Consider the following 26,955-nt stretch of genomic DNA (forward strand, 5'->3'; position numbering starts at 1 on the left):
CAGGCAAATGTGTTCGGAGCCCCTGAACCGCAATGCAGACGGTAACTGAGCTGTTGGCTGCGGTCTATTCGCCCATGGTCCGGCTTAGATACGGCGCTCGGCAGCGGCGCGGGCACGCCGCAAGGTGTCGGCATATTCGGAGTTGAAGCGTACTTCGGCCATTTTGATGCCGGCATCCAGCCGCGCGCCAGTGATTGCGTCGCCCGGATCCTTGCGGATCAGGTCCAGATTGCGCCGCAGATGCATTTCGAGCGCCTGCCCGGTTTGGCTCCAGGCCTGATCGAACGTGGCGTTCAGCGCCAGCGAGTCGCGGCAGTCGCGGATGGTTGCCAGCAAATAGGTGCCATTCAGAGCGGCCAGCAGGCGGTCGTCGTCGAGGCGATCCGCCACCCCTTCCCGCGCGTGGCGGAGAGATTGATTGACGTCGGCAACCACATCACGCAGGCGCGGTTCGATGCGTTCGGACACCTTCTTGGTGATGGTAGCGAGCACAGTGCTCCACCGGCTATTGCGCGAAAACTCGATATGGCCGGTCAGCGCCCGCACCAATCGATGATAGCGCTCGAGCCCGCGGCACGTCAGATCGATATCGGCGAATGGACCCATGGGCTGCAGCACGTGCAACTGGTTCTGCGCATGCGCGAGCATGGCATCAACGATGGGGGCAAAGCCCGCGCGCTCGACATTGGCTTCCGTACCATTGCCCGCAAGCTTGAGAATGGCTGTAGCGATGCGGCTGGGGTTGGCGATCTGCGACATGGCGGCATGGAACAACAATGCCGCCAGCGCCGGATCATTCAGCGGCATGGATTGCAGGGCAACGCCGAGTGCCTGATCGTCGGTGATGGTGTTGGTGGCCCGACCAAAGGCCTGCGCCTTGGGCAAAAGGGCCCGGGCCCGGAGAGCTGCAAGTATTGTGGGGAGCGCCGCGCGTGCTTCATCATTGCCGAGCATGGCGCGCAGGCGTCGCCGCGCATCAAAGTCCTCGTCAGCTGCGGCAAGAGCCTCCTTCATGCGCTGCAAAACCTGCGGCATGACGGCCTCGAGATCGGCCTTGCCAAATTGCCCGCTGGACAATTCGCTTTCTGGGATCAAGTCCGGGCACAGGTCGCGTGTCACCCAACGCCAGCCGAGCTCGGTGTGCGAGCGCTCCAGCGAGCCGGCAAATGGATAAAGAACCGGGGCGTCGACTATGACGGGCTCGAGAAGACCGGCAAAGGGCACAGCATGCATCGCACCGCGAGAGGCGGTATGTGCGGCGGTCGAGGTGGTCGTATGAGGACGATTTGCAGCGTTGGGCATTCAAACGAGCGGTTTGGGAAGAACTACTCCCCAAACCCTAATGCCCGTAGGTAAACAATCTCACTCAATCGTGGGCAAGATTAGGCAACAATCAGGCTGCGCCCTGTTCCACGGTCCAGTTGCCGTTCTGCTCGCGGCAGGCGGTGCCCTTGCGGACATAGTCCTTGCCACCAGCCTTCACCGTGTGGGTGAAATCGCGGCAATCGAGGTTGTTCACGCGCACATATGGCCCAACGGACACGGTGCCGGTCGTGCCCTTGTCGCCCGCCCACTGGCGCGGTGCACCGGGACGGCCAAACTGCAGGGCATAGAACTGTGCGCTGTTGGCTTCAGCCGAATCGCGCGACGTCATCACCGACAGAGCCGCTGGATCAACGAAGCCGTTGGCGACGCTGGTGGTCAGCAGGGCCTGCTGGGTGGTCTGCGCAGGCGTGGCGATCAGCGGCGTCGAGATCACGGGCGTTGCGACGACAGGAGCCTGCACAACGACTGGAGTATTGCTCGTGGTGGTGCAAGCAGCCAGCGTCAGAGCCAGCAGCGGAGTAGCGAGGAGGGCAAAACGGTTCATGTGTTGATCTCTTGGTGAACTTGGGTTCATGTTTTTTTATTGCGGCAAAACTGCGTCAACTCTTGGCCATGCCCCCTAGCCGGGCCGTGGGCAAACGAAGTTCCACCAGCAATCCTCCGAGCGCCGAACGCTTCAAAGCCAGACTGCCACCATACACATCCACCAGTTCCTTGACGATATCGAGCCCCAAGCCGCTGCCGGGCGTTTTCTCGTCTAGTCTGACACCGCGACGCAACACTTTCTGCGCGTCGTCTTCGCTCAGGCCCGGTCCATTGTCGTCAATGCGGATCAGCAGCATTGTTCCAGTGTCGCCGCGATCGCTCGACAGGCGCACGTCCACATGCCCATTTGACCACTTGCAGGCATTGTCGAGCAGATTGCCGGCCATTTCCTCAAGGTCCGCCTCATCACCCCTGAACCAGGGCAACAGCGCATCCGGCTGATGGAAAGTGACGGAGACATCTCCGTGAATTTTGTCCATCACGCGGGACAGTCGCGCCATGACCATATTGGCGTCAGTCCTTTTGCCGACCACCGCCGTGCGGGCCGCCAAGCGGGCGCGGTCGAGATAGGTCGACACCATCGAGCTCATCTTCTCGCTCTCGCTCAGCACCACATCGGCCAGCGCGCCCTTGGACGAACCGGCTTCATTGCGCAGCACAGCGATCGGGGTCTTAAGGCCATGGGCCAGATTGCCCACCTGGTTGCGGGCCCGCTCGATGATCTGGGCGTTCGAGCGCAGCAGCTCGTTGACCTCTTCGGCGAGTGGCGCAATTTCTCTTGGGTACGTGCCTGTCACGGATACGCTTTCACCCTCGCGCACGCTTTCAATAGCCGCGCTGAGCCGCGCTATTGGCCGCATAGCAAAGCGAGCGACGATGGCGCTCATGATGGCCAGCATGACACCAACCGCGCCCAGCACGATAAACGCCTGCCCGCGGAAATTGCCCACCAGCATCAGGATTTCGCTGAGATTGCCGGTGACGACGATCTGATAAGTGTTCGGAGCCACGGTCACTGTGCGCTCCACCACGCGCATTTGGGTGCCGAAATCATCGTCCAACACGGCTGTGCGCCGACCAAATTGGTCCGGCACGCCGCTCAACGGCGGCAGGTCGATACCGACCAGCGAGGTTGAGAGGTTATAGAGCTTGCCATCGGCGTCGTAGATCGCCCAGTACCAGCCCGAACGCGGACGCCCAAAGCGTGGGTCGGTGAGCGTGATTTCCTCGCTCATCGGATCGCCGGTTTTCAGCACCGCACCTGCGAGGCTTTCGACGTGAAACTGCAGGGTTTCCGACAGGGAGTTGTCCAGCGCACGGGAATAGAGGTCCGTCAGCAAAAAGCCCGTCGCCACCAGCGCCAGCACGAGCCAGCCGGCCGACAGCCAGAACAGGGATGCTGCGATGGAGCCTTTGCGCATGCCGTTCGCTTCAGACAGCGCCTAGTCCTCCGCGATCTGGTAGCCGAGGCCGCGCACGGTCTGGATGCTGTCATCCGGCAGCTTCTTGCGCAGGCGACCAACAAACACCTCGATGGTGTTGCTGTCGCGGTCGAAGTCCTGATCGTAGAGATGCTCGGTCAGTTCAGTCCGCGAAATGACCTTGCCCTTGTGGTGCATCAGGTAGCTCAGCAGCCGCAATTCGTGGCTGGTCAGCTTCACTGACTGCCCGCCGACAGTCACCTTGCCCGAGCGCGCATCAAGCCGCACGGAGCCAGCGACGATCTCGTTGGACGCCAGCCCAGCCGCACGGCGCACAAGCGCACGAATGCGCGCCAACACTTCTTCCATATGGAAGGGCTTGGCGACGTAATCATCAGCGCCGGCATCGATGCCCTGCACCTTGTCGCTCCACCGGTCGCGGGCGGTCAGCAGCAGCACGGGCATGGTCTTGCCGTTGCGGCGCCATTCCTCGAGCACACTCAGGCCGTCCATTTGCGGCAGACCGATATCGAGCACGATGGCGTCATAGGGTTCGGTGTCGCCGAGGAAGTGCCCTTCCTCGCCATCGAACGCCACGTCCACGGCATAACCCGCTTCAGTCAGGGCGTCCTTGAGCTGACGGTTGAGATTGGTGTCGTCTTCAACAACCAGAATTCGCATGAGCAGGCCCCCGCAATGGCGCTATTGTGCACTCAAAGTCATGTTTTGAGCAGTGCCATCTTGCATGACAACCCCGACCTTCCACACCAGGCCGCCCTGTTCGCACACTTCGGCATTGGTCACAGTGGCGCTGCCATCGACCCCTGCTTCGGCAAGGACAGTCGCCAAAGACTTGATCTGGCCAGAGGCCACGGCCTGGTTGATGGCGGCCTTGTCCAGGCACGCAGCATTGGCCGCGCCAGCGGAAACCAGGCCAAGCGCAAGGACGATGGGAACCAGTAATTTGGACATGGGATTTTTCATGAGAGCAACTTAGGGCGGGGTTGCTGAATGGGACATGAATGCGGCGGCCAAGTCAAAAACATTGGGTGTTTATGGCAAAACCGCGGCATTCCCGCCCCATATGGCCCGCAAACGCTGCGGGTTCAAGCCTTGCTGATGTCGCCCTTGAAGCCTTTGCGCAGGAAGATCACCGCAAGTGCTTCCATAATCAGGTGACCAGCCGACGCCCCATCCAGCGCAGGCAGATCAACGCCCAGCAATTGCGCGACACCAGCCAGCAGCATGATCGCCGAGACGATATAGGTCTTGTAGCCACTAAGATAAGCCATGGTCGTCCTCCAGTTGAAACTATCGTGTGATGTGGGAGCCGCCGCCCCTGTGGCCGCCAGCGCACTGGCGCGGATCGCCGCGACGCGGCTGCTCCAGCCCTTGCCGAAGACAGCAAAGGTCGAAAGCCCCTTCAGGAACCCCAGCCGTCGGTCGCAATAGGCATTGATCAGCCCCGCGCTGCCGCTTCGAGCCACCCGGGACTTGAGCGTATCCAGCGTCAGCGGCCCGATCTGACCATCTGCCACCGTGCCCAGTTCGGCCTGCAGCGTGCGGATCGCCCGATCCGGGCCGGAATTGACCGCATAGTCGAACACAATGAGATCAATGCCCGGCGGCAGGCTCCCTGCCTTGCAGCGTTCCCAATAGCTGGCGCGATAGATCTTGGCCGCCTCGGCCCGGCCCAGCGCCTTGACCTCGGCCTTGTCCAGCTGCCACCAGGGCGACACATGGCGCCAGCGCGCCAAGGTTTTGTGGGTGATGCCCATATTGGTCGCCCCGCCGGGATCACTGGGGTGGTCAACATAGCCGCCCTCGTGGCGAAGCACCTCGTCGAGGCAGATATCAAAGCGCGATCTAGCCATGGAATGCTCCTGATGCGGCATGGCCCAGACCCAGCGATGCGCTGACTTGGGCCACGGTGAACACAAAGGATGCAGGCATCGCCCCGAAGTCGGCAGTCTGTTCGGCAGCGCCATAGCTCACTGCTGGCGTCGCACTATTGATGGTTCGAACAGGAATGCCCGCCTTGAGGATCGTCACCCGATAGGCTTCGGGCATGAATTCCAGTGGCGCATCCCCCGCCTCCCAACCATCGCCATCGGCGCGGCTGCACCGCACCCAGCCCAGCGACACTGCCCCACCGGTCTTCCGTTCTGCCCGCAAATGCACCGGCGGCAAAGGCCGCTCGACCTGCGTTGTCGTCGCCACAGTTTGCGGCATGCCCTCAAGGTCGCCGCCCCCCGCATAGAGACGAAACGCACGCTCCTCGCCCAACCAATGCGCCTCAACCGGCACCGTCCCGACGCGACTATCGAGCAGCATCACCGCCCTGCCCGCCGAAACAGGCCCCATCGCCGGCCCTGTCCCCATCTGTCCGCGCAGCAAGTGGCGCAGCCGATAGCACCCCGACGAGATCAGCTCAGCCTCGGCAAAGCCAATCACCTCCCAGCCCCCCGCATCGGTTTGCAGCGCCAGCCGGTTCGCTCCCGCCAACACCGCGTCAGACTCAGCCGATGCCAGGTGCCCGCCATGCAGCAGAACCTCGAGGCCCTGCCCCATATCCCAGACGCCGAGCGGACCAGCGCCCAGTGGCGTCACCGTCTCGCCAATCGTGCCGCGTCGTGTCAGCGACAGAACATTGGCCCCCGTCGCGTCGTGCACCAGCTGCAGCGCACCCGGCCATGGCGCAGCAAAACCGGCCACGACAATGCGCGACTGCGCCTCACCCGGTAGCCCCGGCAAGTGCGCCGTCACCACTTCGGGAATGGCATCGACACCGGCATCGGTGCTCGCCAACGGGCGGTCAATCCCCGTGGCAATGGCGGTTCCCGCCGGCATACTGCGCGCGGTGACCCGCCGCGTTCGCCCATCGCGGATTTCCTCGACCAGAAACGGCCCCTCGATGACCCCGCCAATGTCGACGAGATCGCCCGGCTCCACCGCCAGCGCCGACGGCGGCAGATCAAACTGCACTGTCTCGCGCCGCCCATTGCGCGCATCCAGCATCCTTTCAGCCGCCAGCCGCGCCCCCGCACCATCCAGCACCAGCGACAGCGCTTCACCCGCCAAAGGCCCGTCGGCGCGGCTCGTCGCCGTCACAGTCGCTGTCAGATAATCGCGCTCCCGATCCACATAGGACACCGCCAGCCGTCCCGGCGTCTCCGCAGGATCAGGCCGTCTGCGGGACAAAGTTGCGCCGTCGCCATCGGCAAAGCGATCGGGATCGAGCGACAGCGCCACGGCCTCGCGCGCATTGCCGATCCTCAGCCCATCCGCCGCACTGCGCAGGGCACCACCGCTGATCGCCAACAGCGGCTCCAGCGCCTCGCGCCCCGTCGTCGCCCCCGCCAGCACGTAGCCGCCGACAAAAGGCGCCGCCGCTTCGGCCTTCAGCGCCACGCCATGCTCATCGGCCAGCGCCGCAGCGAGTTCGTCACTCGCCATGCCGCCCAATCGCCCTGTCAGCCAGTGCCCCGTGCGGTGATTGCCGCCATCAGCCCACACATTGGTCATCGCCGGAAAAGCCGGATAGGGCCGCGCGTCCCAGGTCCAGTGATAGATGCGCGACACGTCCACCATGCCAGCCGGGTTATTCGCCGGATTGCGCCAGAACGCCTGATGCGCGCGCAAAAACTGACGCTGGATCAGCGTATCGGGCACGCCGTTCGAAAAATGCGGACGCCCACTCTCAACGCTTTTCGGATCACCGAATATACTGGGCTGGTTCGCCCCCTTGTCGACAGCCGCGCAACCAAGCTCGGTAAACCAGATCGGTTTACTCGACGGCACCCAGGCGGTCGGCGTCGCAGCGCGCACCCCGCCCGGCCGGTTGTAATGCGGCTTGCTCCACCAATTGCGAATGTCCTTGAATCGCCAGACCCATGGCTCGCCGTAAGTCCCGTCACCAATCGGCGTGCGTACCTGCGCGGCTCGATCAGCTTCGCTGGCATAGAACCAATCATAGCCCTCCCCGCCCGCGATATTCCCAGCCAGATAATCGATCTCATAACCATTGGCCGACAGCGCCGCATCGACATGACCAATGCCATCGCGCCAATCGGCCAACGGCATGTAATTGTCGATGCCCACCGCGTTGATATTGGCCGAGGCCCAGAGCGGATCGAGGTGAAAGAACTTCTCCCCGTCACGCTGATAGCCCGAATACTCGCTCCAATCGGCCGCATAGGTCAGCTTGGTCGCAGACCCCACCACCGCCCGCACATCTGCCGCCAGCGTCACCAGCGCATCGACAAACGGAAAGCTGTTCCCCGCCCCGCGCACACTGGTCAGCCCCACCATTTCCGAGCCGATGACCAGCGCATCTATGCCACCCGCCGCCACAGCGATCCCGGCATAATGCAACACCATCTGCCGATAGCCCGCAGCAAAGCTCGCCACCTGCGTCGCCGCCGCCGCGCTCTTGTCGGGCGATCCGGCCCGTCCTGGCGCCGGATGACAGGTAATGCGCCCGCGCCAAGGATAGGCCGCTTGCCCCGTCCCACCATAGGGGTCCGGCAGACTATTGCCCTCCGGCACGTCCATCATCACCATCGGATAGAGCGTCACCGCGATGCCGCGCCGCTTGAGATCGGCAATCGCCGCACGCACCGACGCATCCGACGGCGTGCCGCCATACGCCGCCCCACCGCCATGGCTCGACACCACCGGTACAGAGCCTCGCCCCAGACCCTTGACGCTCCAGCTCGTGCCCTTGATCGAACGGCTCGCCGCCTCGACGCGCGGACCGATGGTGCAATTGCCGCAACGCAAATCATTGCCAAACCAGGCCACCACCAGCGCCACCCGCTGCAGGTTCGGACACAACGCCACCAGCTCATCGATCGAAAAGGTCCAGTCGCTGATCGACCTGGACACATGGGCATTCTCGGCCTCAGTGCGCCCTGGCCCGGCAATGCGCACGCGCGGCACCGGGTCATAGCCAAACTCGGTCGCACCGGGGATCACCGTCACCGCGCGGATATCGCGCTCCAGGTCCCCCACCACGCGACACAGTTCCACCGACAATTGCGGGATGCGGTTGCCAAATTTGCTCAGCGGCAACTGCTCGACCACGAGATAGCAGAGCCCGCGATAGGCCGGTGCCACGCCCTGCGTCGCCTCGATCAGCCCATCCGGCAGCTGGGTTTCCGTGCCGCGATAAAAGCGCAGCGTCAGCCCATTGGTATCCAGCAACTGCCCATCGGCCCAGATGCGCCCCAGCCGATGCCCTTCGCCCTCGCAGAACGCCACGGCAAAGCTCGCGCCCACCTCGTCCTCGGTCGGCTGGCTCATGCCCTTGGCGCCGCGCCCCTCGCTGCCCAAAGTCTCCAGTTCGCGCGCCCAGATGATATTGCCCGAGAGGCGACTCCAGCCATAAAGCCGCGCCACCGCCCCTCCTTCGGACGATCCCTGCAGCCTGATATCGCTGCCGCGCGTCTCCGGCTTTTCGCCAAACAACATGCCATCAATGGCGCTACCGGCCAGCGCCCCCAGCGCCCGCCCCACAGTCGCGCCAATAGGCCCACCGATCAGCCCACCAGCAAACTGCCCAGCCAACGAAAGCGCTAGAGTGGCCATGATATGTCCTTTGGTTTGCGCTCTTCACCTCTCCCTTCGGGGGAGAGTGCCTGCCCTCGGGCAACGACCCGAGGGTCGACCCTCTTGGGTCGGGTGAGGGGGCCTTTACTGGTGCGGTGTGTGAGGAAGGCCCCCTCACCCGTCGCTGCGCTCCGACCTCTCCCCCGAAGGGAGAGGTAAATCAGGAAACCTGAACCGTCCGCTGATCCGGGCACTCCAACCTTCGGTCAGGTTCGCCTCGATCACGCCCAGCCGTTCCTGCGCGTGAATGAACCGATCGGCCGAAACCAGAATGCCGCAATGCTTGGGCTCCGCCGCGCCATTGAGCCGGAACAGCAACACCTGCCCCGCCTCTAACGGCCCCGTCTCAGCCAGTAAAAATCGCTCCGCCGCCAACCGTAGCGCAGCCGCATTGAGCGGATCGCGCATATCGGCGCGATAGGCCGGCACGGCCATCGGCTCGTCGCCATAAAGCTGGCGCCACACCCCGCGCAGTAGCCCCAGACAATCGCATCCCGCCCCAATCGTCGAAGCCTGATGCCGATACGGCGTGCCGAGAAACGCCCGCGCGGCCTCGACCACTGTCGCGCTCATTTCACCACCGCCCGGCCATCCATGGCATCGCCATTGCGCGGATGGCGCAGCACATAGTCGCTGCCCGGAATATGCGGGAAGCCGCGGAAGTTGACCGCATTGGCGAACTTGGCCTTGCAGGTCGCAAAGCGCCGATCACACCCCGCCGTCACCGTCAGTGTGTCGCCCGGCACCACCCAGTCACCGACCCGCGCCGAAAACCCCAGCACATCGGCGCTGCCAATGCGGGAATGCGACATCACCCCATCGCGCAGACCGTCCCGTCGCCCATCGGTCCACAGCGCCTGTCCAAAGGCGAACCATTCGGGCGCGAACCCGCTCAGCCCATCGACCACCAACCGGAACGGATCATCAGTCGCGATCACCGTCGCAAAGCCCTGATAGGCCGGATTAGCCAGGTTCACCTTGCATCGCGCATCCCCCAGGCTGGCATCGCACAGCCCCTGATAGATCCGCCCATGCGTCGCGTTCAGCCCGACCTGCGCCGACCGCAGTTCAGCGCGAAACACCCCGTCCTCGCGTACGATCTCGCCAATGGCATCGCTGCGCAGCAACAAGCGCTGGGAGACATCGCCCCAGTTCACCCGCCAGGTTTCCACCACCGCGCCATCATAGCGCCCGAGCAGAATATCATCCTCGGTGATCGCCTCGGCATGCAGCACGCCCAGCACTTCGCTGGTCTTCACCTGCGCGCCGAGCTTGGCCGGCACCTCGCCGCCATCCAGCCCATAGGCCGGGACAAAGCCCGTCCCGCCAAAACTCAGCGCCCGGTCATGGTCGGTAAAACCCAACACCACGCCGTCACCCCGCGTGATCTTCCAGCAATGGCAAAGCGTGGTTTCGCCCTGCGCGATATGCGCAGCCAAGCCCACATCCAGCGCTCTCATGGCAAAATCTCCACCAGCGGGATGGACGGCACTTCCGCTCCATCAAAGCTGGCTAGCTCGATATCAAGCCGGTCGGTGTCAAACCGCACCGGCACATCGAACAGGAACCCCGCTGTCACCACCGCTCCATTGGCCGGCGCCACGCTGAACCCGACCACGCCGGTCGCCGTGTCCACACTCCAGCCGCTCGTCAGCTCCACCCCAGCCACCGCAACCCGCACCGACCCTGCCACCGGCCGCGTAATCGGCCTGAAATAGGGATCAAACGCCGCGCCATAGCGCTTGGTCAGCGCAAAGCTGGTGCGCGTGCCATTGCCGGTGCCAATTGCCTGATCCAGCGGTGTCGGCATCGCGCCATTGCTCGAATGATCAATTCCGTCACGCCACAAAAACCCATGCAGCCGCCCACGCCGCTCCTCGAAAAAAGCCAGCACCGCCTGCATGTCCGCCCGCGATTTGACGCCGTATCCCGCATTGTAGCGTCGCCGCGAATGCTGCCAGCGCCCATTGCGCTGCTCGCCCCCACCCGCCAGCGTCACCACATCCGTCTTCCGCTCCGGCCCACCCCGCGCCCCCAGCGCAACATCAAGCGGAAAGCGAACAGCATGAAACGCCATGAGTGGCTCCTGTTTTGGAAAGGACGGCCCGGGCACCCCGTCCGCCCCACCCACAGCCCGTCACCCTCGGGCTCGACCCGAGGGCGTTTGCGATGTTGAAGACCCCTCGGGCCAAGCCCGAGGGTGACGATCGAGGTTAGGATTGGGCAATCTCTAGAACCGAATCCCCAGTCGACACCCTCCCCCTTGCGGGGAGGGATCAAGGGTGGGGGTGCGAGGTCAGGATCCCCCTAACTCCCTCGCGACCCGCGCTTCACCGCGCGCAACAGCATCGCGCTCAGTTCCGTCTCGCTCGCCGCAAAACTGCGCGCATCGGTCGCCGTCACGTTAAACGTCACATGCACGGCTCCACCGCCACCGCCCGCCACGCCCAGCCGACCATCGGGCCCGCGTTGCAGGGGCATGATGGCTTCGGCCCCTGCCTCGCCCATCAGCCCCAGCCCGCCGCTCATCGGAAAATAGCTCGGCGCGGCGATTACCCCGCCCTTGGCAAACGGCGTCACCCCGCCCAGCGCCGGATTGGTCGCCGTAAACAGGTTTTCCACCAGCCCACCCACCAGCGAGCCCAGCGGCTTGATCGCCGCCTTCAGCGCAATATCGGCAAAGCTGCGCGCGATATCGCCCAGCACAGATTTGAACGACTTGCCGTCGATCAGCGCCCCGCGAAACGCCGTGCTGATCGAGCGCGCCGTGCCATCCGCTAGGTCGCCGATGCGCTCCAGCTCCACCGAAACATCGCTCAGCTCGCTGCGAAAGCTGTCCGGGAAAAACTCATTGGCCATCGGGAAACCGCTCCATCAATCCGTCGAGATCACGCCGCCCCAACGGCCCGCCCCGATCGCCCACTATGGCGCCCCAGGCCGCTGCCAGTTCGCGCGGCGTCATCGCCCAAAAGTCACGCGGCGCCAGCCGCAACACGCCCAGCCCAAACCGCATCGCCGCCTCCCACGGAAACGGCGTCATGCCGCTTCCCCAAACGTCGCCTTGAGCAGCCGCGCCGCAATTTCCGCCGCGCCCCTGAGCCCACCCTCAATGCTCAACCGCGCCAGATCATCATCCGTCACCGCATTGCCGCCGCCGCGCAGCCCTGCACCCAGAATGGCCGTCAAATCCCGCGCCGACACCCGGCCCGACGAGAAGCGCTCGGCCAGCCCAACAAGATCGCCCGCCTGCAACCGCGCCTCCAGCTCCGCCAAGGCCCCCAGCGTCAGGCACAGGGTTCGCGCCTCCCCGCCAATCACGGCCTCAATCTCCCCACGCTGCGAAATCGCCATGTGTTTCGCCTCCCTGTTAGTTTTTGGCCTGCCCCGCTCCCTCCCCACCGTCATCACCCGGCTTGTCCGGGTGATCCATCTGCCCACGCAAACCGGAGGAGTGGATTGCCCGGACAAGCCGGGCAATGACGACTGAGGGGAACCCTGCTAAATCACCGCAAACGTCAGCTCGCCCGCGCTTTCCAGCGCCAGGTCAAACGTCACTTCCCCAGCATGGTCCGCCGAAAACTCCAGTGCCACGATCTGAAACGGCCCCGCCACCGTGCCGAAATCAGGCAGGATCAACTGCCAGTTGCGAATGGTCCCGGCAAAAAACAGCGCCCGAATTTCCGCGTCTGAGCTGGCATCCTTGAATACGCCCGCCCCCGACACCGAAGCGCGTTTGACCCCGCCGCCCGCCAGCAATTCCCGCCAGCGGCCAGCGCTTTCCTGATCGGTCGTGTCGACCGTCGAGGCATTGAACGCCAGCGCCCGCGTGCGCAGCCCCGCCACCGTCAAAAAACTCCCCGCCCCGCTCTGATCGAGCTTGAGCAACATATTCTTCCCGCTTTGAGCGGCCATGTGATGATCTCCAATTTATGTATGAACGCAGGACCAGCTCACCTCGCCCCTCAGGGGAGAGGTCGCCGCGAAGCGGCGGGTGAGGGGTGCAGCGCTTCAGTCTGCGCAATGCCGCAGCATCCGCCCCTCAGCTCTCACTCAAAAACCGCAACGTCACCGCTGCACGCGCATTCCCGGTCTTGCTGTCGATATCGGTTTCGGTCCGCACATGCTCGGCATGCGTCACCACCAGCCCCGCCCCCACCAACCCAACGGCCACCGCCACCACACGCTCCACCATGTCCAGCGCCCGCGTGCGGCTCGGTTGATCGCTCCAGCAATGCAGCAACACCCGATGCTCCTGCCCCGGCGTCAGATCGCCATCGCGCTGGATCACATCGTGCCGCGCGATCACCACATAGGGCGCGGCGCGACCCTTGGGCGGCGCGTCGAACACGCCATTGCCGATGATCGCTGCCAGCGCCGCATCGGCCTTGAGCGCCGCCACCAGCTGGTTTTGCAATAGGCTGATCGGATGCATAGCCTACCCCGTGAAACTGGTTTCGTTGCAGGTGCAGCTCAGAAATGTCCGCTGCCCGTTGAGATCGCCCGCGCTGACCACATCAAGAGTGCGCCCGCGATAAACGATCCGGTCACCCGGGCTCACATCGCTGCGAAAGCGCAGCACCACGGAATGGGAAATCTCCACCGCACGGCCATCCGCACTCATGCCCTGCCGACCACTCAGGCTACGCACCCGCGCCCAAACCGACGCAATCGGCACGAACAGCGCCACATGCCCGCCGCCATCCTCGCCCGTCATTTCGCGCCGCCGCAGCTGCACCCGGTCGGTCAGCGTGCCAATCGGCGGCACCCGCTCGCTCATAGCCGCACCTGACGATGGCGCGACACCAGGCGATCAAACCCGCTCGGCACCACCGCGCCCGACCCGGCCACGATCACCGCGTCGCGATGCTCATGCCAATAGGCCACCAGCACCAGCAGCGCCTGGCGGATATCGGCCGGCACATCACTCGGCTCCGTCCCGAACCCAGCCACATAATCAATCTCAATGCCCATCTGCGCCCTGAGCAGGGGCGTGCCCGCAATACTGGCGGGCAGCACCAGCCGATCGGGCTCGCTCATAAACTGCGCCAGCGGCACCTCATGGACCGCACCGGCCTCGTCGAACGCGCTGATCTGCGTCACGCTGATGAACGGCGTCACCGGCAGCTTGATCACCCGATTGTCCGGCCAGCCATCGAGCACCACGCGCCAGCTCTCCGCCAGCAGCGCCCGGCCCGTCACGCCCTCGATATGCAGCCGCGCCGCCCCGATCAGCGTCGCAATCAGCCCGTCTTCAGCCGTGTCGTCCACCTTGAGAAACGCCTTGGCCTCGGCAAGCGAAACCGGCTCCTCCGCGGGCCCCGCGAGAAGGTATGAAGTCATTGTTTTGCCTTTGGTTTTTTGGGAAAGCTGTCCATCGGCCATCCGTGCCTTCACAAGAGGAAGGGGACGACGGCGATTTCAGTGCCCGCCGGAAATGCCAGGGTTGCTCACCACCTCGCCCCTGAGGGGAGAGGTCGGCGCATCGCGCCGGGTGAGGGGTTCAGCGCCGCGGCCCAAGCCGAGAGGTTGAACCCCTCACCCTAGCCCTCTCCCCTCAGGGGAGAGGGAACTTCACCGCGTCCACCTCTAGACGCCAGGACCGCGGACTTAGCTCGCAGCGAACTTCAGCAGCTTGATCGCGTCATAATCCGCAATCCCGCCACCAACCCGCTTGGTCGTGTAAAACAGCACATACGGCTTGGAGCTGAATGGATCGCGCAACACGCTCACGCCCTGGCGATCCACAATCAGATAACCGCGCTTGAAGTCACCAAAGGCAATCGGCGTCGCATTGGCCGAAATGTTCGGCATGTCCTCGGCCTCGACCAGATCGAAGCCCATGAAGCGCGCCTTGCCCTCGGCGGCGGCAGCGGGCTGCCACAGGTAGTTGCCGTCGGCATCCTTGAGCTTGCGCAGCGCGCCCTGCACCTTGCGGTTCATCACCCAGCTGGCATTCTGGCGATAGCCGGCCTTGAGCGCATAGACGAGGTCGATCAGCACGTCGCTGGCATTGTTGGCCGGCAGCGCACCGGCGGCGCCGGTGGCGATATAGCCCAGATTGCCCCAGCTCCAGCTGCTTTCGGCCACCGCCGTTGCGGTGAGAAAGCCCTTGGGCTTGTTGGTGCCGTCGCCGCTGACAAAGGCCGTGGTTTCCTGCGCTGCAAAGGCCGCATTGACCTCGTCGGCAATCCACTGGCCGACATCCACTGCCGCATCGTCCAGAAACGCCGAGGTCGCCGCCGGCATCGCGTAGAGTTCCATGGTCGGATAACTCAGCTCCGCCAGCGTCTGGCTGGTCGTGGTCGGACGCGCCGCCGTCTCACCCACCCAGCCCACCGCCGGACCGGTCACCGAAATCGGCCGCTTGTAGACCGAGCCCGACACCTGGCGCACACCGGCAATGGCCCGGATCGGCGACACCGCCGTCATCAGGCGGGTGATTTCGGCCTCGGTTTCGCCGGGCACCACATAGCCACCGTCAGCATTGACGCCGACCGACAGCGCCTTTTCCTCGCCGCGCTTCACATAGGAGGCGAAGGCTTCCTTGTATTCGCCCTCGACCTTGCCAGCCTTGCCATCGAGCGGCAGGCGGGCGCGGTCGACAATGGCGCGGTCCATGGCCGCCTTTTGCCCATCAAGCACAGCGTTCAACCGATCCAGCTTGCCCTCGAGCAGCCCATCGGCCGAGCCGCGTTTTTCCAGTTCGCCCAGACGCTGGTCATTGGTAGCCTTGAACTCTTCAAAGGCATGGGAGAATTCGGCAAAGAGCGCGGCAATATCGCTCCCTGCGCCGGCCTTGGTTTCAAGGCCGTCACTGGTCATGTCCATACGAAATGTCCTTATCGGTTGCGGATGGTTTGCGTTGCCGCCGCGATAGCCGCGCCGGTCGAGATCGATGAGGGCGCAATCCGCGCGTCCTCCATCATGGGAAAAGTCACGATCGAAATTTCGAACAGGTCGATCTGCCAGAGCTTGCGATTGCCGCCTTCGCGCGTCGCCTTGACGGTGCGAAAGCCGATGGACAGCCCATCGAGTGCCCCGTTCTCGATCAGGCGCTTGAGCGCATCGGCCCTCGGCACACCGGGCACCAGCCGCCCCGCCACGAACAGACCATGGGCGTCCTCGTCAATCGCCTCCCAGGTGCCCACCGGCTCCTTGGGGTCATGCTGAAACAGCAGGCGAATGCGGTCGCGGCGTTTGGCCAGACTCTTGGCAAAGGCTCCGGGCATGACGATATCGCCACCGCCATCGACCCGGTCAAAGACGCTCGCATAGCCCGAAAATCGCCCCTCCGCGTCGATGGGGATCGTGGCCATCAGCGCTTACCCACCGGCTTTGCCTGGGTCTTGCTGCCCGCTTTGGGGCTGGCCAGCGTGCCCGCCAGATTCCAGGCGAACTGCCGAAAAGTCTGCTGCGCATTGTCGCGGCTTGTCTTGTCCGCCATGGCCTTAGTCCCCCTTCTTGAACAATTGATTCAACGTGGCGATCTCGCGCACGAAGTCATTGAAGTGCTGGTTCGCCTTGGCCAGCTCCCGCAGGCTCCACACCAGCAAAGTGCTGGCGCCGGTCGCCCACAGAAACAGCGCCAGATGCGCAAGATCGCCCCGCTCGATGACGGTTTTGGTCAGCTCGTCCATGATGGTTTCTCCTCAAACGCAATCGTCACCCTCGGGCCTGACCCTAGGGCTCTGCACTTGCTTGGCTGTCTGTAAGACTCCTCGGGTCAAGCCCGAGGATGACGCGCGGTGGGCTTGGTGATGCCCCTTTGTCCCCCAGACAAACGCGCGAAGGATCCGCGATTTTTCCCACCCACAATCGCTTCCCCCGGACTTGATCCGGGGGTCACTCACCGCTCGGCAGGTGCGGACAAAGACCCGCGGATCAAGTCCGCGGGAAGCGCCGGTGGGGAGGGGCAATTCCCCTAAATCCCCAACATCGCACGCTTTTCGGCGTCGCTCAAAAACTCCGCCCCACACACCCGGCTCCACAGCGCCGCCCGATCTTCCGCCAGTGCCTCGACCCCGTCAAAGTCCGGCTCGATCACCGCACCGCCAAAGGCTGGCGACAGCCAATTGCTCAGCTCATCGGCCACCCGCACCACGAGCGGGATCAGCGTCTGCCGCCACAATGCGCGATTGGCTTCCGCCAGGTTCGCATAGGTATTGTCGCCCGGAATGCCGAGCAGCATGGGCGGCACGCCAAAGGCCAGCGCGATATCGCGCGCGGCGGCATGCTTGGCCTCGATGAAATCCATGTCGCGCGGTGTTAGGGCTATGGTTTTCCAGTCGAGCCCGCCTTCCAGCAGCATCGGCCGACCGGCATTGCCGGCCCCGGCAAAGTTCTGCTCCAGCTCGGTCTTGAGCCGCTCGAACTGATCCTCGGTCAGGCTTCCGCCCGCCGCCGAATAGACCAGCGCGCCACTCGGCCGCGCCGCATTGTCGAGCAGCGCCTTGTTCCATTCGCCCGCCGCGTTGTGAATATCGAGGCTGGTCTGCGCCGCTTCCAATGGCGCCATGCCGTAATGGTCATCCATGGGATGAAACAGCGCCATGTGCAGCACGCTTGGCAGTGCCCCATCCTGGGGCAGCCGCATCGTGCGCCCCGCCGCCGTATAGTCATAAGCCACTGGCCAGCCATCGGCGCCCGCCACCACCTTCATGCGGTCGGGCCGCAGGCAAAACAGCGCCTTGACCTCACCCTCTACCAACCCCGCCTGCAAATAGGCATTCCCCGCCGTTTGCAGATAGGCATAAACCGCCTCCAGCATTTCCCCGCCCGACTGCCGCCCATTGGGCCGCCCGAGCAGGCTCGCCAACGGATGCTCATCCACCTTGCGGCCGTTTTCGACTACCACCAGCGGCACTCGATTTGCCGTCTCGGCAATCAACCGCACACAGCGATAGACCACCGGATTGCGCGCAAACCCCTGATTGACCAGGCTCGCAAATCCCCGGTTGCTCCAGTTCGGCGCGCCAAGCTGGCTGAGGCTCATCACCGTATGGCCCGAGAACGTCTTGGTTTCAGCAGGCGCGTTCACACCCCCGCCCAACAAGCGGCTGATCCAGTTCGGCATGGTTTTGGTTCCTGTTTTGCGGTCCGCCGACCATCAGTCGTCACCCTCCCCCTTGTGGGAGAGGGAAGCGAGATAAGATTTAGCCCCAATAAGCTCGTGATCGATCAGGGCGATCTTATTTCGGAGCCTGGAAAGCTAATGCGAAAATTCAATTTCCAAATATGCTCTACTATTTCATTGTATTAATTTGACAAAAAATAGTGAATCATCATCAGATACTGCCTGACCGCGATCAAAAACATATCAGATTTGTTCTTATTTTACGGAGATATAGTGGTGTGGAACTCGGTAGCTTGTGATGCCCTGATTCAGGGTAAGCGCCTTGAGCTGGTCTATGATGGTTTTACGCGCATAGTTGAAGTCCATGCTGTCGGGGTGTCGACCGCGGGCAACGAGGTCATGCGCGCATGGCAAGTTCGCGGCGGAAGCGTAAGCAATGAGCCAGCTGGATGGAAGCTGTTCCGGCTCGACGAAGCATTCGGAGCCAACATCACCGATGAAAAATCCGAAGCGCCGCGTCAGGGCTACAAAAGAGGCGACAAAGGAATGCACGGGATAGTCCGAGAGATTTAGGACGCCTCCGTCCGAAGTTTCCATCTGCATAGAAATCTCCTCAAAGTCTGTGCTTAAAAAGGCTGAAAGGTGCCTGCCCTAAAGCCCCCGCACCCGAGGCCTGCTGTCGTTCAACAACAGCTCCGTCAGCGCCCACACCAGCGCATCCACCCGGTCGGGCGAATGTCCCTCGCTTTTGCCATCGGCGCCGAAGGCACACATTTCATCCTCCAGCGCCTCAAGCCCTGCAGCATGAGCCACCAGCCCGCGCCCATAGAGCGCCGCAACGGGCTCAGCGCGCAGCCACTTGCCGCGATTGGCCCGCACTTCGCGCACCGGCACGCTCGCATCCACCTGTGCAATCACCGAGCGCACGAGGTCGCCGCCCTGATTGACCTCGACCACAATGGCATCGGCCCCGTGGGCATAAAACGCCGCCACGGCGCGCCGTGCCCAGGCCAGCGGTTGCGCCGGCTTGAGCGTTCGATCCTCCAGCACCACCGCGCCCTCGCCCACCCGTCCGGCCACCACAATCCCGCAGGCGTCAGACTTGGCCGTACCCGTCACCGGCGGATCAACCGCCACAAGGATGCGCTCCACCGCCCCACCCGCAAACCGCCGAAACGCGCTGCGTTGCCACAGTGCATCGGGCAGGTCCTCGATCATTTCACCGTCCAGCTCCTGCCGCCCCAGCACCGAGCCGCGATACCGCGCCACCACGGCTTCGAGAAAATTCGGCGCCAGTTGCGCGCGGTTCTCCGCCGTCCTGATCGTCGTCACAGCCGTATGCGGATCGATCAGAAGCCGTTTGAGCAGCCGTGTTGGACGCGGCGTGGTGGTGGCCAATTGCCGAGGATGGTCCCCCAGCCGCAGGCCAAATTGCAGCATGTCCCAGGCATCTTCCGCGCGATGCCACTTGCCCACTTCGTCACACCATGCGGCGGCAAATTGTGGCCCGCGAAATCGCTCGGGGTCCGACGCCGACAGGATGGTTGCCTCGACGCCATTGGGCCAGATCAACCTTTGCCCCTTCAGCGCAGGCCGCTCCAGTTCGGGATGCACGTTCAATATTCCGCTCTCGCCCCGCACCATGATGGCGATTGCTTCCGTCATGGTTTCACCAACCAGGGCAATCGGCCCGATCCCGCGCGCCGCCAGCGTTCGCACCCATTCGGCCCCGGCGCGGGTTTTCCCCGAGCCGCGCCCGCCCAGCAGCAACCATGTGGTCCAGTCGCCTGCCGGTGGGCGCTGCTTGTCCAGCGCCCACTTGTTCCAGTCGTAATATTGAGCTTCCACCTCGTCATTGGATTTGGCGGCGACTACCGCCTGCCAGTCAGCGCTTGCTGAATTGCTCAAGTCGCTTGGCCAGCTTGTTGCGCAGGTCGCCCATATCCTTCTTGGTGGCGGGCTCCACATTGCGCTGGCTCGCGCCCAGCTCAATCAACTTGTCGAGTGTTTTGACCTGCGTGCTCAGCACATTGGCTTGCTTGTCGATTGGTTCGTTCACCGCCGTCTCCAGTCGCCTGACTTGTTTGTCGAGTACCTTCATCATCCGCGCCACCAGATCGTCATGGCGGACGATACGGGCATTGGCGCGCAGCCACCCTTCGATTTCCCGCCGGTAGCGCAGTTGGGCAAGCGTAATGCCGTGTCGCAGACAGATTGCCTTGGGCAGAAACTGTCGCCCCTCATATTCCGTGCGGATCAGATCCCAGCGCGGTCCCGCCCCGGCCTCCACCGCTGCGTCCGCCCCACTGTCCATGCAACGCCGCCTCTGTTGAGGGCCGCTTTTGACCCATTTCTTCGACCATGCCTGAACTATAGCCTGGCACCGTCACGCGGGGATTAGATGGATAAGTTTTGTGGGGGCGCTCGACGCCAGCAGTCGACTTCCCTCCCCCTTGCGGGGAGGGAGGCGAGATAGGGCTTAGCTTGCTAAGTCCGTGATCGAGCAGGGTGGGGGTATGCTTCCGCAGACTCGATTGGAGAGGGAGCCAACTCGCCCACCGCGCGTCACCCTCGGGCTCGACCCGAGGGTTCTTCACTGCCCAAACGGAAACACCCTCGGGCCGGGCCCAAGGGTGACGATCCAGGAATTGGATTATCTCAGCGAAACTTGCGCGCTGCGTCCAGCGCCAGGCCAAGCCCCACGCTGCCCAAAACGTCTGTGCGCACCAGTTCGGCCTCTGGAAACAGCGCCTCAAGCCGACCGGCAATGGCGGGCACCTGCGTCGAGCCACCCGTCAGGATCAGGCTGTCGATATCGCCCAGTGCCACCCCGGCGCGGCGCAGGGTTTCGGCGATTGTCGCTTCGATCCGCTCCACCGAGTTTTCCAGCGCCGCCGTCAGATCGCCAATGCGCATCAGCGTTTCGATATTCTGGTCGCGCACCGGGAAGACGAACTCGGTGCTGTCGGCATCGGACAGAGCAATCTTGGCCGCTTCCACCGCGCCCACCAGTCGGTGTCCCAGACGATCCTCGATCAGCTCGATCATCATCTCGACCCGCTCAGGCGCCTGCGCCTCGTTGCGGGTGCCGCGCAGGTCGCGATAGGTCTGCGCGTTATAGAGCCGGTTGATGCGGTGCCAGGTGGATAGATCATAGTATGGCGCGACCGGCAGATGGCGTTTGCCATCCTTGGTGCGCGTGCCCAGCCCCAGCTCGGGCATCACCTTGCTCATCGACAGCAGCCGGTCAAAATCGGTGCCACCGATATGCACACCGGCGGTGGCCAGAATGTCCCCAGCCCGGTCCACCGATTTGGCCCGCTCGGGCGAAACCCGCACCACCGAAAAGTCCGATGTACCGCCACCCAGATCGACGATCAGCGCCAGCTTCTCGCTCGTCACCTGCCGCTCATAGTCGAGCGCGGCTGCGATGGGTTCGAACTGAAAATCGATATGCTTGAAGCCCTGTGCGCGCACCGCGCCTTCCAGCTGGCTCTGCGCCTCGGCGTCGGCCACGGGGTCTTCGTCCACGAAATGCACGGGACGACCGACAACGACGTTCTCGATCACCCCACCAGCTTCGGCCTCGGCGCGCCGCTTCAGCTCGGCGATGAAGATGCCCAAAATGTCGATGAAAGCATAGCTCCGCGCTTTGACACGCGTGCTGTCGCCGATCAGCGCCGTACCCAGCACGCTTTTCAGCGAGCGCATCAGGCGGCCTTCGGCACCCGTGACATATTCAGCAACCGCCTGGCGGCCAAAATGGATCGTATCATCTTCGAAGCCGAAAAAGATAACGCTTGGAATGGTTTGCTTGCCATCCTCCAGCCCCAGCAGATGCGGCACGCCATTGGCGTTGAGCTGGGCAAAGGTCGAGTTGGACGTGCCAAAGTCGAGGCCGCAAATGTGGGTCATGTCAGCACATCCATCATGGGGAGGCGCCTCGGCGGCGCAGAAGGGACGGCCCTCTTAATGGCTTGAACCGAAACTGGCAACCGGGAGAGTGTGCGGTGCGGTGGCTCTGGGCACCATAATCCCCCATGCACAATCGCTTCCCCCGGACTTGATCCGGGGGGCGCTCGCAGCCCGGCGTGAGGGGACAGAGACCCGCGGATCAAGTCCGCGGGAAGCGCCGGTGGTTGTGGAGATGGAGAAGGCGAAAAGCCTAAGCCGCCTTGCGCTTCTTTTCCTGCGCGGGGCGGAGGTCGACCGATTCAACGCGGTTGATCCCCTTGCGCTGCGCCTTTTTCAGCGCCTCGGCAGCGGCTTCGAAGAATTTCTTGTCATAGGCACCGCGTGGATTGCCCACGGCAAGGCCCATGCTCAGGGTGATGCTGCCGGCGTGGCTGTCCTTGTGCGGCAGGCCCGCCTTGCGGATGGCCGTCGTGATGTTCTTGGCGGTCGCCCGCGCCATCAGCGCCGGCAAGTCCGGCAGCACGATGACAAAGGTCGCGCGGCCCATGCGCAGGCACAGATCGCCATCGCGCGGCAGAGCGTCGGCAATGGCCTGCATCACCCTGCCCGTCGTCGCGTCGGTCGCCGGCTTGCCATAAGCGGTGAAGTATTCGCGGAAGCGGTCGATTTCGATGACCAGCAGGCTCAGCGACACATGTTGGGTTGCGGCGCGGTTCCAGCCGCTGACCAACTCTTCTTCAATGCGCGCGCCCAGCTTGGGCTTCATGCCGATGGTGCGGGCAATCGCCGCCTGGCCATAGGCCGGCACCCGGGCGCGTCGTTGGCCTATTGCGCCCAGTGCATTGCGCACCCGCGACCAGAAATGATCGTCTGCTGAAGTGCTGAGAGTGGAGTCAGTCATACCGTCGCCTGTCCTGGGCTTGCCAGTGCATTCACACGGTCTGATCTGGCCACAACATAGTTAATGGCCTGTAAATTACTTACGTCTGTTCACCTAAAGCGTCTCGGGCGGCTCCCACTCCGGCCAGTCGACTGCGTGCTCTTCCCATTCATCGGCCTGCACTTCGGTTTCGAGGAAAGTCCGGCCTTTTACCGATACACCGACATCGATCACGGTCTGCGGATCGCCCGAAACCAGCGGGTGCCACCAGGCCAGCCCCTTGCCTTCGGCAAGGCGGCGATAGGCGCAGGTGGTCGGAATCCATTTGATCTCGGCCACATTGCGCGGCGTCAGCTTGATGCAATCGGGCACTTTGGCCTGCCGCCCCGGATAGTCGGTGCAGGCGCAGGTGTCGCCATCGAGCAGCTTGCAGCGCACGTCCGACGTGATGAGGATACCGGTATCCTCATCCTCCAGTTTGATCAGGCAACAGCGCCCGCAACCATCGCAGAGTGATTCCCACTCCGCGTCGGTCATTTCATCCAGCGATTTTTCTTCCCAGAAGGCCATCTTAACCCGGTGGTGGTATGCGTATTGTCGGTGTGCGCCTGTCGCGCCCGCAGTGCAATCATATTCCAGCGATTGTGTTGCGTGGCAGGATGGGCTGGCCCAAAAGTTGCGCCAGACGAAACCGGGAAAACGCGTTGCAGGATCCGTTCTATACCAAGGAAAAGCGCAAGAAGTCGGGCAACATGTTGGCGGCCGACGCATGGCTTGACTCTTCCCTCTACGAATTCTGGCAATGGCTTGGGCGCGGCTACACCCGTTTTCAGGATTTCATGGGCATTTTCCATGTCTCCGGCTTCCGCCGCCTGTTCGTCGAGCTGCTGTCAGACGCCTTCACGTTCGGTGCCATAGGCGCTGTGCTGGTCACCGCCATGGCCCTGCCCGCGTTCGACGCGACAGCCACCGGCGAGTTCAACAAGGCCGAAGATTACTCGGTCATTTTCCAGGACCGTTTCGGCACCGAGATCGGCCGTCGCGGCATTCGCTCCGACGATTCGGTCGCGCTGGCCGATATGCCCGATTATCTGATCAAGGCCACGCTCGCGACCGAAGACCGCCGCTTTTACGACCATTTCGGCATCGACGTGGTCGGCACGCTGCGCGCCCTGATGAGCAATGCCTCGGGCGATCGCAGCACGCAGGGCGGCTCCTCGATCACCCAGCAGCTGGCGAAAAACCTCTTCCTCACGCCAGAGCGCAATCTCGAGCGCAAGATCAACGAGGCCTTCCTCGCCGTTTGGCTCGAGTGGCACTACAGCAAGGACGAGATCCTCAAGCTGTACTTTGACCGCGCCTATATGGGCGGCGGCAATCATGGTGTTGTTGCCGCCGCCGAGTACTATTTCGGCAAACGCGTGCAGGATATCAGCCTCGCCGAAGCCGCAATGCTGGCGGGGCTGTTCAAGGCCCCGGGCAATTACGCGCCGCATATCGATCTGGCCGCTGCCCGTGGCCGCGCCAATCTGGTGCTATCCAACATGGTCGCGGCGGGCTTTCTCACCGAAGGTCAGGTCACTGCCGCGCGCCGCCACCCGGCCTCAGCGGTCAATCGCACCGAAGACGCCAATTCACCGAACTACTTCCTCGACTGGGCCTTTGCTGAATCCAAGAAGCTCATCCAGCAGCATCAGCACGCCAGCAATAATTTCGTGGTCCGCACCACCATCGACACCACCCTGCAAAAATACGCCGAGGAGGCCATCACCTCCACCGTGCGCGAACAGGGCCAGCAATACGACGTCAGCCAGGCGGCCATGGTCGTCACCGACACCAATGGCGCCATTCGCGCCATGGTCGGCGGCATGGACTACGGCAAAAGCCAGTTCAACCGCGCCATTGTCTCCACCCGCCAGCCCGGCTCGGCTTACAAGATCTTCGTTTATTCCGAAGCCTTCGAGCAGCTCGGCCTCAAGCCGTCCGACACCATCACCGACCGCCCCGTCTGCATCGGCGACTGGTGCCCGCAGAATTATGGCCGCAGCTACAAGGGCAACGTGACCCTGCAGAGCGCCTTCGCGCAGTCGCTCAACACCGTGCCCGTCACGCTCTCGATCAAGACCGGCCGGGACTCCATTGCCGAGCTCAGCCACCGCATGGGCCTCACCGCCGACTATCCCGTCACCCGGTCGCTCGCCCTTGGCGTTGCCTCGGTGTCGGTAATGGACATGACGTCATCCTATGCCGTGCTGGCTAGCGGCGGTTACAAAACGCCCGCCTATGGCATTACCCGCATGTCGACACTCAATGGCGAGTTGGTGTTTGAAACCGATCCAACCGCCCCGCGCGAACGCATCCTCAGTGAAACCACGGTGCAGAACATGAACTACATGCTGCGCACTGTCGTCACCGGCGGCACAGGCCGTCGCGCCGAAGTCGCTGGCGTTCCGGCCGTCGGCAAGTCGGGCACCACCTCGTCCTACCGCGATGCCTGGTTCTGCGGTTTCACCGGCAATTACGTCGCCTCGGTCTGGTTCGGCAATGATGACTATCATTCCACCAACAACCTGACCGGTGGCACGCTGCCCGCCATCGCCTGGCAGAAATTTATGGCTTATGCCCACACCAATATCGACATCCTGCCGGTCTTCGGCGTCGATTTTGTGCCGGCCAAGACCGTGGTTGCCGAAGTCGATCCTGCTGCCGAAGCCGAGCCCATCCCCGAGCGTCCGCCCAACCTCACGCCCGAGGCGGCGCGCAAGCTCGTCGTGTTGGCCGATCTCTTCGAGGCCAGTCTGCGCTCCAATACGCCGCTCAGTGATCAGGCCAATGCCGATCTCCCTGCTTTGACGTCGGGGCTCTGATCGGTGCGGTTTGTCCTCTATCTGCTGATGATGATTGCGGTTGCCCTCGGCGTTGGCTTTGGGCTCAGTTATTACGCGCTCACCGATGGGCGCTTGTTTGGCGTTGCGCAGGTTGGCCCCTGGGCGGCATGGCCAGATGTCGGCTCCGATGCGCCCAATCCTTACACCCGCGCCCATCTGGCGCGCGAAGCCGGGCTGCAATTGGGCCAGAGCGAGGGTGTTCAGTTCGTCGCCCGCAATGACAGCCTGGGCAATCCACTGATCCGCGCCTGCAGCTACCGTGTTGCAGGCAAGACCCCGCTGGCCGCTTTCTGGACGCTCTCTGCCATTGACGAGACCGGCGTCAACATCGCCGTGCCCGATGGCCTTGCCGCATTCCGCTCCACCGATATTGCCCGCGCCAATGACGGCTCGATCCAGCTCAATTTCGGCACGCGGCTTCAGCCCGGCAACTGGCTTGAACTCACCGGCAACGGACCGTTCAGCCTCGTGCTCAACCTCTACGACACCGCCGCCTTCTCCGGCTTCAGCGACGACGAGACCATGCCCCGCATTCTCAAGGGGGATTGCCGATGATCCGCGCTTTGCTCTGGCTGCTGGCTGGCGCCATTCTCGGCGGCATCATCCACATCGTCGTCATCCTTGCCCTGCCCGGCCTCACGCAGGAAACCGTCTGGACGCGGGTCACCGCGCTCAACGCGCAAAACCACATGCGGGTCCTGCCCGCCGTCGCGCCCGGCCAGCCCAATCCGCTGGGGCTAGATCCCGAACTCAGCTACGGCATCTGTCAGGTCGATCTGGCCGAGGGTCCGGCCTATCTCAACGGTTCGCTGCCCGACGCCTTCTGGTCTGTCGCCGTGTTCGACGAGGCCGGCGTTGTCACTTATTCCACCACCAACCGCGATGGCATCGGCCAAACCGTCGATATGGGCATCTTCAACGCCGCCCAGACGCGCCTGCTCGCCCAGCAGCAACTCGACATCACCGAGGGCCTGCTGGTGGTCGAAGCGCAGTCCAACAAGCTTTTCGTGCTCGTCCGCCTCGCGCCACCCCACCAGATCATGCGCAAACGCTTCGAAGACCGCCTCGCCGCCATCACCTGCGGCACACGGAGTGTAGCAAGCGAAGCTGACGAACCCGAGCAGAACTAGCCACCAAGCCCGCAGTCGACCTCCCTCCCCCTTGTGGGGAGAGAAAGCGAGATAGGACTTAGCCTGCTAAGTCCGTGATCGAGCCGGGTGGGGGTATCTCTCCCCGCGCACCACGCCCAATCACCCCCACCCTAGATCCCTCCCCACAAGGGGGAGGGAGACGACT

31 protein-coding genes are annotated in these 26,955 nt (G+C 63.4%); 3 read left to right on the forward strand and 28 right to left on the reverse strand.

All coding sequences use genetic code 11. From position 1 onward, the window contains the following. Positions 1 to 84: 84 nt before the first annotated feature. From WH87_RS06690 to WH87_RS06820, 28 genes are all read right to left on the reverse strand, one after another. On the reverse strand, positions 85 to 1,302 hold the full coding sequence (locus tag WH87_RS06690; protein WP_046137967.1) for a hypothetical protein: 1,218 nt from the start codon (positions 1,300 to 1,302) through the stop codon (positions 85 to 87). Between the two features lie 91 nt (positions 1,303 to 1,393). Continuing rightward, entirely contained in the window at positions 1,394 to 1,870 is a 477-nt protein-coding gene (locus WH87_RS18910; protein ID WP_052726254.1) for an RT0821/Lpp0805 family surface protein, read from the reverse strand. 55 nt (positions 1,871 to 1,925) lie between these two features. Further along, positions 1,926 to 3,293, reverse strand: coding sequence for a sensor histidine kinase (locus WH87_RS06700; RefSeq protein ID WP_046137966.1), 1,368 nt, complete (start codon positions 3,291 to 3,293; stop codon positions 1,926 to 1,928). Positions 3,294 to 3,314: 21 nt separating this feature from the next. Next, the gene (locus WH87_RS06705) at positions 3,315 to 3,974 is read right to left on the reverse strand and encodes a response regulator transcription factor (RefSeq protein WP_046137965.1); all 660 of its coding nucleotides are present in this window, start codon (positions 3,972 to 3,974) and stop codon (positions 3,315 to 3,317) included. Between the two features lie 21 nt (positions 3,975 to 3,995). After that, positions 3,996 to 4,265, reverse strand: a complete 270-nt coding sequence (locus WH87_RS06710; protein ID WP_156458132.1) for a hypothetical protein — start codon at positions 4,263 to 4,265, stop codon at positions 3,996 to 3,998. Between the two features lie 134 nt (positions 4,266 to 4,399). After that, entirely contained in the window at positions 4,400 to 5,167 is a 768-nt protein-coding gene (locus WH87_RS06715) for a glycoside hydrolase family 108 protein (RefSeq protein ID WP_052726253.1), read from the reverse strand. Continuing rightward, a complete protein-coding gene (locus WH87_RS06720; RefSeq protein ID WP_046137963.1) occupies positions 5,160 to 8,882 on the reverse strand; it encodes a baseplate multidomain protein megatron in 3,723 nt (1,240 codons plus the stop codon). The genes WH87_RS06715 and WH87_RS06720 overlap by 8 nt, the downstream gene beginning before the upstream one ends. A gap of 135 nt (positions 8,883 to 9,017) precedes the next feature. Next, positions 9,018 to 9,476 carry an NlpC/P60 family protein gene (locus WH87_RS06725; protein WP_046137962.1) on the reverse strand — a complete coding sequence of 153 codons (459 nt, stop codon included), beginning with the start codon at positions 9,474 to 9,476 and terminating at the stop codon, positions 9,018 to 9,020. Beyond that, a complete protein-coding gene (locus WH87_RS06730; RefSeq protein WP_046137961.1) occupies positions 9,473 to 10,363 on the reverse strand; it encodes a DUF2163 domain-containing protein in 891 nt (296 codons plus the stop codon). The genes WH87_RS06725 and WH87_RS06730 overlap by 4 nt, the downstream gene beginning before the upstream one ends. Then, positions 10,360 to 10,980, reverse strand: coding sequence for a DUF2460 domain-containing protein (locus WH87_RS06735; protein WP_046173231.1), 621 nt, complete (start codon positions 10,978 to 10,980; stop codon positions 10,360 to 10,362). Before WH87_RS06735 ends, WH87_RS06730 begins: the two co-directional genes overlap by 4 nt. A 230-nt stretch (positions 10,981 to 11,210) precedes the next feature. Further along, positions 11,211 to 11,762 (reverse strand): phage tail tape measure protein, encoded by a 552-nt coding sequence (locus tag WH87_RS06740; RefSeq protein WP_046137893.1) that lies wholly within the window; start codon positions 11,760 to 11,762, stop codon positions 11,211 to 11,213. Then, positions 11,752 to 11,943: a rcc01693 family protein gene (locus WH87_RS06745; RefSeq protein WP_046137894.1), complete on the reverse strand. Its 192-nt coding sequence runs from the start codon at positions 11,941 to 11,943 to the stop codon at positions 11,752 to 11,754. Before WH87_RS06745 ends, WH87_RS06740 begins: the two co-directional genes overlap by 11 nt. Continuing rightward, a complete protein-coding gene (locus WH87_RS06750) occupies positions 11,940 to 12,254 on the reverse strand; it encodes a gene transfer agent family protein (protein WP_046137938.1) in 315 nt (104 codons plus the stop codon). The genes WH87_RS06745 and WH87_RS06750 overlap by 4 nt, the downstream gene beginning before the upstream one ends. A gap of 147 nt (positions 12,255 to 12,401) precedes the next feature. Further along, a complete protein-coding gene (locus WH87_RS06755; protein WP_046137895.1) occupies positions 12,402 to 12,815 on the reverse strand; it encodes a phage major tail protein, TP901-1 family in 414 nt (137 codons plus the stop codon). A 127-nt stretch (positions 12,816 to 12,942) separates the two neighbouring features. Beyond that, a complete protein-coding gene (gene gp17, locus WH87_RS18915; protein WP_052726238.1) occupies positions 12,943 to 13,335 on the reverse strand; it encodes a tail completion protein gp17 in 393 nt (130 codons plus the stop codon). Positions 13,336 to 13,338: 3 nt separating this feature from the next. After that, positions 13,339 to 13,680, reverse strand: coding sequence for a phage head closure protein (locus tag WH87_RS06765; protein ID WP_052726239.1), 342 nt, complete (start codon positions 13,678 to 13,680; stop codon positions 13,339 to 13,341). Next, positions 13,677 to 14,243: a head-tail connector protein gene (locus WH87_RS06770; RefSeq protein ID WP_046137941.1), complete on the reverse strand. Its 567-nt coding sequence runs from the start codon at positions 14,241 to 14,243 to the stop codon at positions 13,677 to 13,679. Before WH87_RS06770 ends, WH87_RS06765 begins: the two co-directional genes overlap by 4 nt. A 267-nt stretch (positions 14,244 to 14,510) precedes the next feature. Continuing rightward, positions 14,511 to 15,731 carry a phage major capsid protein gene (locus WH87_RS06775; RefSeq protein WP_046137896.1) on the reverse strand — a complete coding sequence of 407 codons (1,221 nt, stop codon included), beginning with the start codon at positions 15,729 to 15,731 and terminating at the stop codon, positions 14,511 to 14,513. A gap of 11 nt (positions 15,732 to 15,742) precedes the next feature. After that, a complete protein-coding gene (locus tag WH87_RS06780) occupies positions 15,743 to 16,219 on the reverse strand; it encodes an HK97 family phage prohead protease (protein WP_046137897.1) in 477 nt (158 codons plus the stop codon). After that, on the reverse strand, positions 16,219 to 16,347 hold the full coding sequence (locus tag WH87_RS20180; protein ID WP_281175171.1) for a hypothetical protein: 129 nt from the start codon (positions 16,345 to 16,347) through the stop codon (positions 16,219 to 16,221). The genes WH87_RS06780 and WH87_RS20180 overlap by 1 nt, the downstream gene beginning before the upstream one ends. A gap of 4 nt (positions 16,348 to 16,351) precedes the next feature. After that, complete coding sequence (locus WH87_RS06785) at positions 16,352 to 16,540, reverse strand: hypothetical protein (RefSeq protein WP_046137898.1); 189 nt, start codon at positions 16,538 to 16,540, stop codon at positions 16,352 to 16,354. Positions 16,541 to 16,824: 284 nt separating this feature from the next. Next, positions 16,825 to 17,976, reverse strand: coding sequence for a phage portal protein (locus tag WH87_RS06790; RefSeq protein WP_046137899.1), 1,152 nt, complete (start codon positions 17,974 to 17,976; stop codon positions 16,825 to 16,827). A gap of 255 nt (positions 17,977 to 18,231) precedes the next feature. Further along, on the reverse strand, positions 18,232 to 18,579 hold the full coding sequence (locus WH87_RS19560) for a hypothetical protein (RefSeq protein WP_046137900.1): 348 nt from the start codon (positions 18,577 to 18,579) through the stop codon (positions 18,232 to 18,234). Positions 18,580 to 18,627: 48 nt separating this feature from the next. Continuing rightward, positions 18,628 to 19,944 carry a DNA-packaging protein gene (locus WH87_RS06800; protein ID WP_082092526.1) on the reverse strand — a complete coding sequence of 439 codons (1,317 nt, stop codon included), beginning with the start codon at positions 19,942 to 19,944 and terminating at the stop codon, positions 18,628 to 18,630. Next, complete coding sequence (locus WH87_RS06805) at positions 19,862 to 20,290, reverse strand: hypothetical protein (protein WP_046137902.1); 429 nt, start codon at positions 20,288 to 20,290, stop codon at positions 19,862 to 19,864. Before WH87_RS06805 ends, WH87_RS06800 begins: the two co-directional genes overlap by 83 nt. 344 nt (positions 20,291 to 20,634) lie before the next feature. Then, positions 20,635 to 21,891, reverse strand: a complete 1,257-nt coding sequence (locus WH87_RS06810; protein ID WP_046137903.1) for an Hsp70 family protein — start codon at positions 21,889 to 21,891, stop codon at positions 20,635 to 20,637. A gap of 250 nt (positions 21,892 to 22,141) precedes the next feature. Next, on the reverse strand, positions 22,142 to 22,792 hold the full coding sequence (locus WH87_RS06815; protein ID WP_082092527.1) for a diguanylate cyclase domain-containing protein: 651 nt from the start codon (positions 22,790 to 22,792) through the stop codon (positions 22,142 to 22,144). 93 nt (positions 22,793 to 22,885) lie between these two features. Next, positions 22,886 to 23,341, reverse strand: a complete 456-nt coding sequence (locus WH87_RS06820) for a YcgN family cysteine cluster protein (RefSeq protein ID WP_046137905.1) — start codon at positions 23,339 to 23,341, stop codon at positions 22,886 to 22,888. Between the two features lie 134 nt (positions 23,342 to 23,475). Here WH87_RS06820 and WH87_RS06825 point away from each other — a divergent pair, with 134 nt between their 5' ends. Genes WH87_RS06825 through WH87_RS18920 form a run of 3 tightly spaced genes read left to right on the forward strand, consistent with a single transcriptional unit; the run spans position 23,476 to position 26,789 of the window. Continuing rightward, positions 23,476 to 25,638 (forward strand): transglycosylase domain-containing protein, encoded by a 2,163-nt coding sequence (locus WH87_RS06825; RefSeq protein WP_046137942.1) that lies wholly within the window; start codon positions 23,476 to 23,478, stop codon positions 25,636 to 25,638. A 3-nt stretch (positions 25,639 to 25,641) separates the two neighbouring features. Further along, complete coding sequence (locus WH87_RS06830; protein ID WP_052726242.1) at positions 25,642 to 26,214, forward strand: DUF1214 domain-containing protein; 573 nt, start codon at positions 25,642 to 25,644, stop codon at positions 26,212 to 26,214. Then, complete coding sequence (locus WH87_RS18920; RefSeq protein ID WP_052726243.1) at positions 26,211 to 26,789, forward strand: DUF1254 domain-containing protein; 579 nt, start codon at positions 26,211 to 26,213, stop codon at positions 26,787 to 26,789. The genes WH87_RS06830 and WH87_RS18920 overlap by 4 nt, the downstream gene beginning before the upstream one ends. Positions 26,790 to 26,955 lie beyond the last annotated feature (166 nt).

This window comes from Devosia epidermidihirudinis, from assembly GCF_000971295.1.
Lineage (GTDB): Bacteria > Pseudomonadota > Alphaproteobacteria > Rhizobiales > Devosiaceae > Devosia > Devosia epidermidihirudinis.

Excerpts from the sequence above, each read along its gene's own strand:
- WH87_RS06765 (WP_052726239.1), bottom strand. The coding sequence starts at position 13,680 with ATGAGCGAGCGGGTGCCGCCGATTGGCACGCTGACCGACCGGGTGCAG.
- WH87_RS19560 (WP_046137900.1), bottom strand. The coding sequence starts at position 18,579 with ATGCAGATGGAAACTTCGGACGGAGGCGTCCTAAATCTCTCGGACTAT.
- WH87_RS06705 (WP_046137965.1), bottom strand. The coding sequence starts at position 3,974 with ATGCGAATTCTGGTTGTTGAAGACGACACCAATCTCAACCGTCAGCTC.
- WH87_RS06805 (WP_046137902.1), bottom strand. The coding sequence starts at position 20,290 with ATGGACAGTGGGGCGGACGCAGCGGTGGAGGCCGGGGCGGGACCGCGC.
- WH87_RS06770 (WP_046137941.1), bottom strand. The coding sequence starts at position 14,243 with ATGACTTCATACCTTCTCGCGGGGCCCGCGGAGGAGCCGGTTTCGCTT.
- WH87_RS06720 (WP_046137963.1), bottom strand. The coding sequence starts at position 8,882 with ATGGCCACTCTAGCGCTTTCGTTGGCTGGGCAGTTTGCTGGTGGGCTG.
- WH87_RS06815 (WP_082092527.1), bottom strand. The coding sequence starts at position 22,792 with ATGACTGACTCCACTCTCAGCACTTCAGCAGACGATCATTTCTGGTCG.
- WH87_RS06755 (WP_046137895.1), bottom strand. The coding sequence starts at position 12,815 with ATGGCCGCTCAAAGCGGGAAGAATATGTTGCTCAAGCTCGATCAGAGC.
- WH87_RS06785 (WP_046137898.1), bottom strand. The coding sequence starts at position 16,540 with ATGGACGAGCTGACCAAAACCGTCATCGAGCGGGGCGATCTTGCGCAT.
- WH87_RS06780 (WP_046137897.1), bottom strand. The coding sequence starts at position 16,219 with ATGGCCACGATCCCCATCGACGCGGAGGGGCGATTTTCGGGCTATGCG.
- WH87_RS18920 (WP_052726243.1), top strand. The coding sequence starts at position 26,211 with ATGATCCGCGCTTTGCTCTGGCTGCTGGCTGGCGCCATTCTCGGCGGC.
- WH87_RS06725 (WP_046137962.1), bottom strand. The coding sequence starts at position 9,476 with ATGAGCGCGACAGTGGTCGAGGCCGCGCGGGCGTTTCTCGGCACGCCG.
- WH87_RS06745 (WP_046137894.1), bottom strand. The coding sequence starts at position 11,943 with ATGACGCCGTTTCCGTGGGAGGCGGCGATGCGGTTTGGGCTGGGCGTG.
- WH87_RS06800 (WP_082092526.1), bottom strand. The coding sequence starts at position 19,944 with ATGTGGAGCCCGCCACCAAGAAGGATATGGGCGACCTGCGCAACAAGC.
- WH87_RS06820 (WP_046137905.1), bottom strand. The coding sequence starts at position 23,341 with ATGGCCTTCTGGGAAGAAAAATCGCTGGATGAAATGACCGACGCGGAG.
- WH87_RS18910 (WP_052726254.1), bottom strand. The coding sequence starts at position 1,870 with ATGAACCGTTTTGCCCTCCTCGCTACTCCGCTGCTGGCTCTGACGCTG.
- WH87_RS06710 (WP_156458132.1), bottom strand. The coding sequence starts at position 4,265 with ATGTCCAAATTACTGGTTCCCATCGTCCTTGCGCTTGGCCTGGTTTCC.
- WH87_RS06775 (WP_046137896.1), bottom strand. The coding sequence starts at position 15,731 with ATGGACATGACCAGTGACGGCCTTGAAACCAAGGCCGGCGCAGGGAGC.
- gp17 (WP_052726238.1), bottom strand. The coding sequence starts at position 13,335 with ATGCATCCGATCAGCCTATTGCAAAACCAGCTGGTGGCGGCGCTCAAG.
- WH87_RS06730 (WP_046137961.1), bottom strand. The coding sequence starts at position 10,363 with ATGAGAGCGCTGGATGTGGGCTTGGCTGCGCATATCGCGCAGGGCGAA.
- WH87_RS06690 (WP_046137967.1), bottom strand. The coding sequence starts at position 1,302 with ATGCCCAACGCTGCAAATCGTCCTCATACGACCACCTCGACCGCCGCA.
- WH87_RS06715 (WP_052726253.1), bottom strand. The coding sequence starts at position 5,167 with ATGGCTAGATCGCGCTTTGATATCTGCCTCGACGAGGTGCTTCGCCAC.
- WH87_RS06810 (WP_046137903.1), bottom strand. The coding sequence starts at position 21,891 with ATGACCCACATTTGCGGCCTCGACTTTGGCACGTCCAACTCGACCTTT.
- WH87_RS06740 (WP_046137893.1), bottom strand. The coding sequence starts at position 11,762 with ATGGCCAATGAGTTTTTCCCGGACAGCTTTCGCAGCGAGCTGAGCGAT.
- WH87_RS06750 (WP_046137938.1), bottom strand. The coding sequence starts at position 12,254 with ATGGCGATTTCGCAGCGTGGGGAGATTGAGGCCGTGATTGGCGGGGAG.
- WH87_RS06700 (WP_046137966.1), bottom strand. The coding sequence starts at position 3,293 with ATGCGCAAAGGCTCCATCGCAGCATCCCTGTTCTGGCTGTCGGCCGGC.
- WH87_RS06735 (WP_046173231.1), bottom strand. The coding sequence starts at position 10,980 with ATGGCGTTTCATGCTGTTCGCTTTCCGCTTGATGTTGCGCTGGGGGCG.
- WH87_RS20180 (WP_281175171.1), bottom strand. The coding sequence starts at position 16,347 with ATGGCGGACAAGACAAGCCGCGACAATGCGCAGCAGACTTTTCGGCAG.
- WH87_RS06790 (WP_046137899.1), bottom strand. The coding sequence starts at position 17,976 with ATGCCGAACTGGATCAGCCGCTTGTTGGGCGGGGGTGTGAACGCGCCT.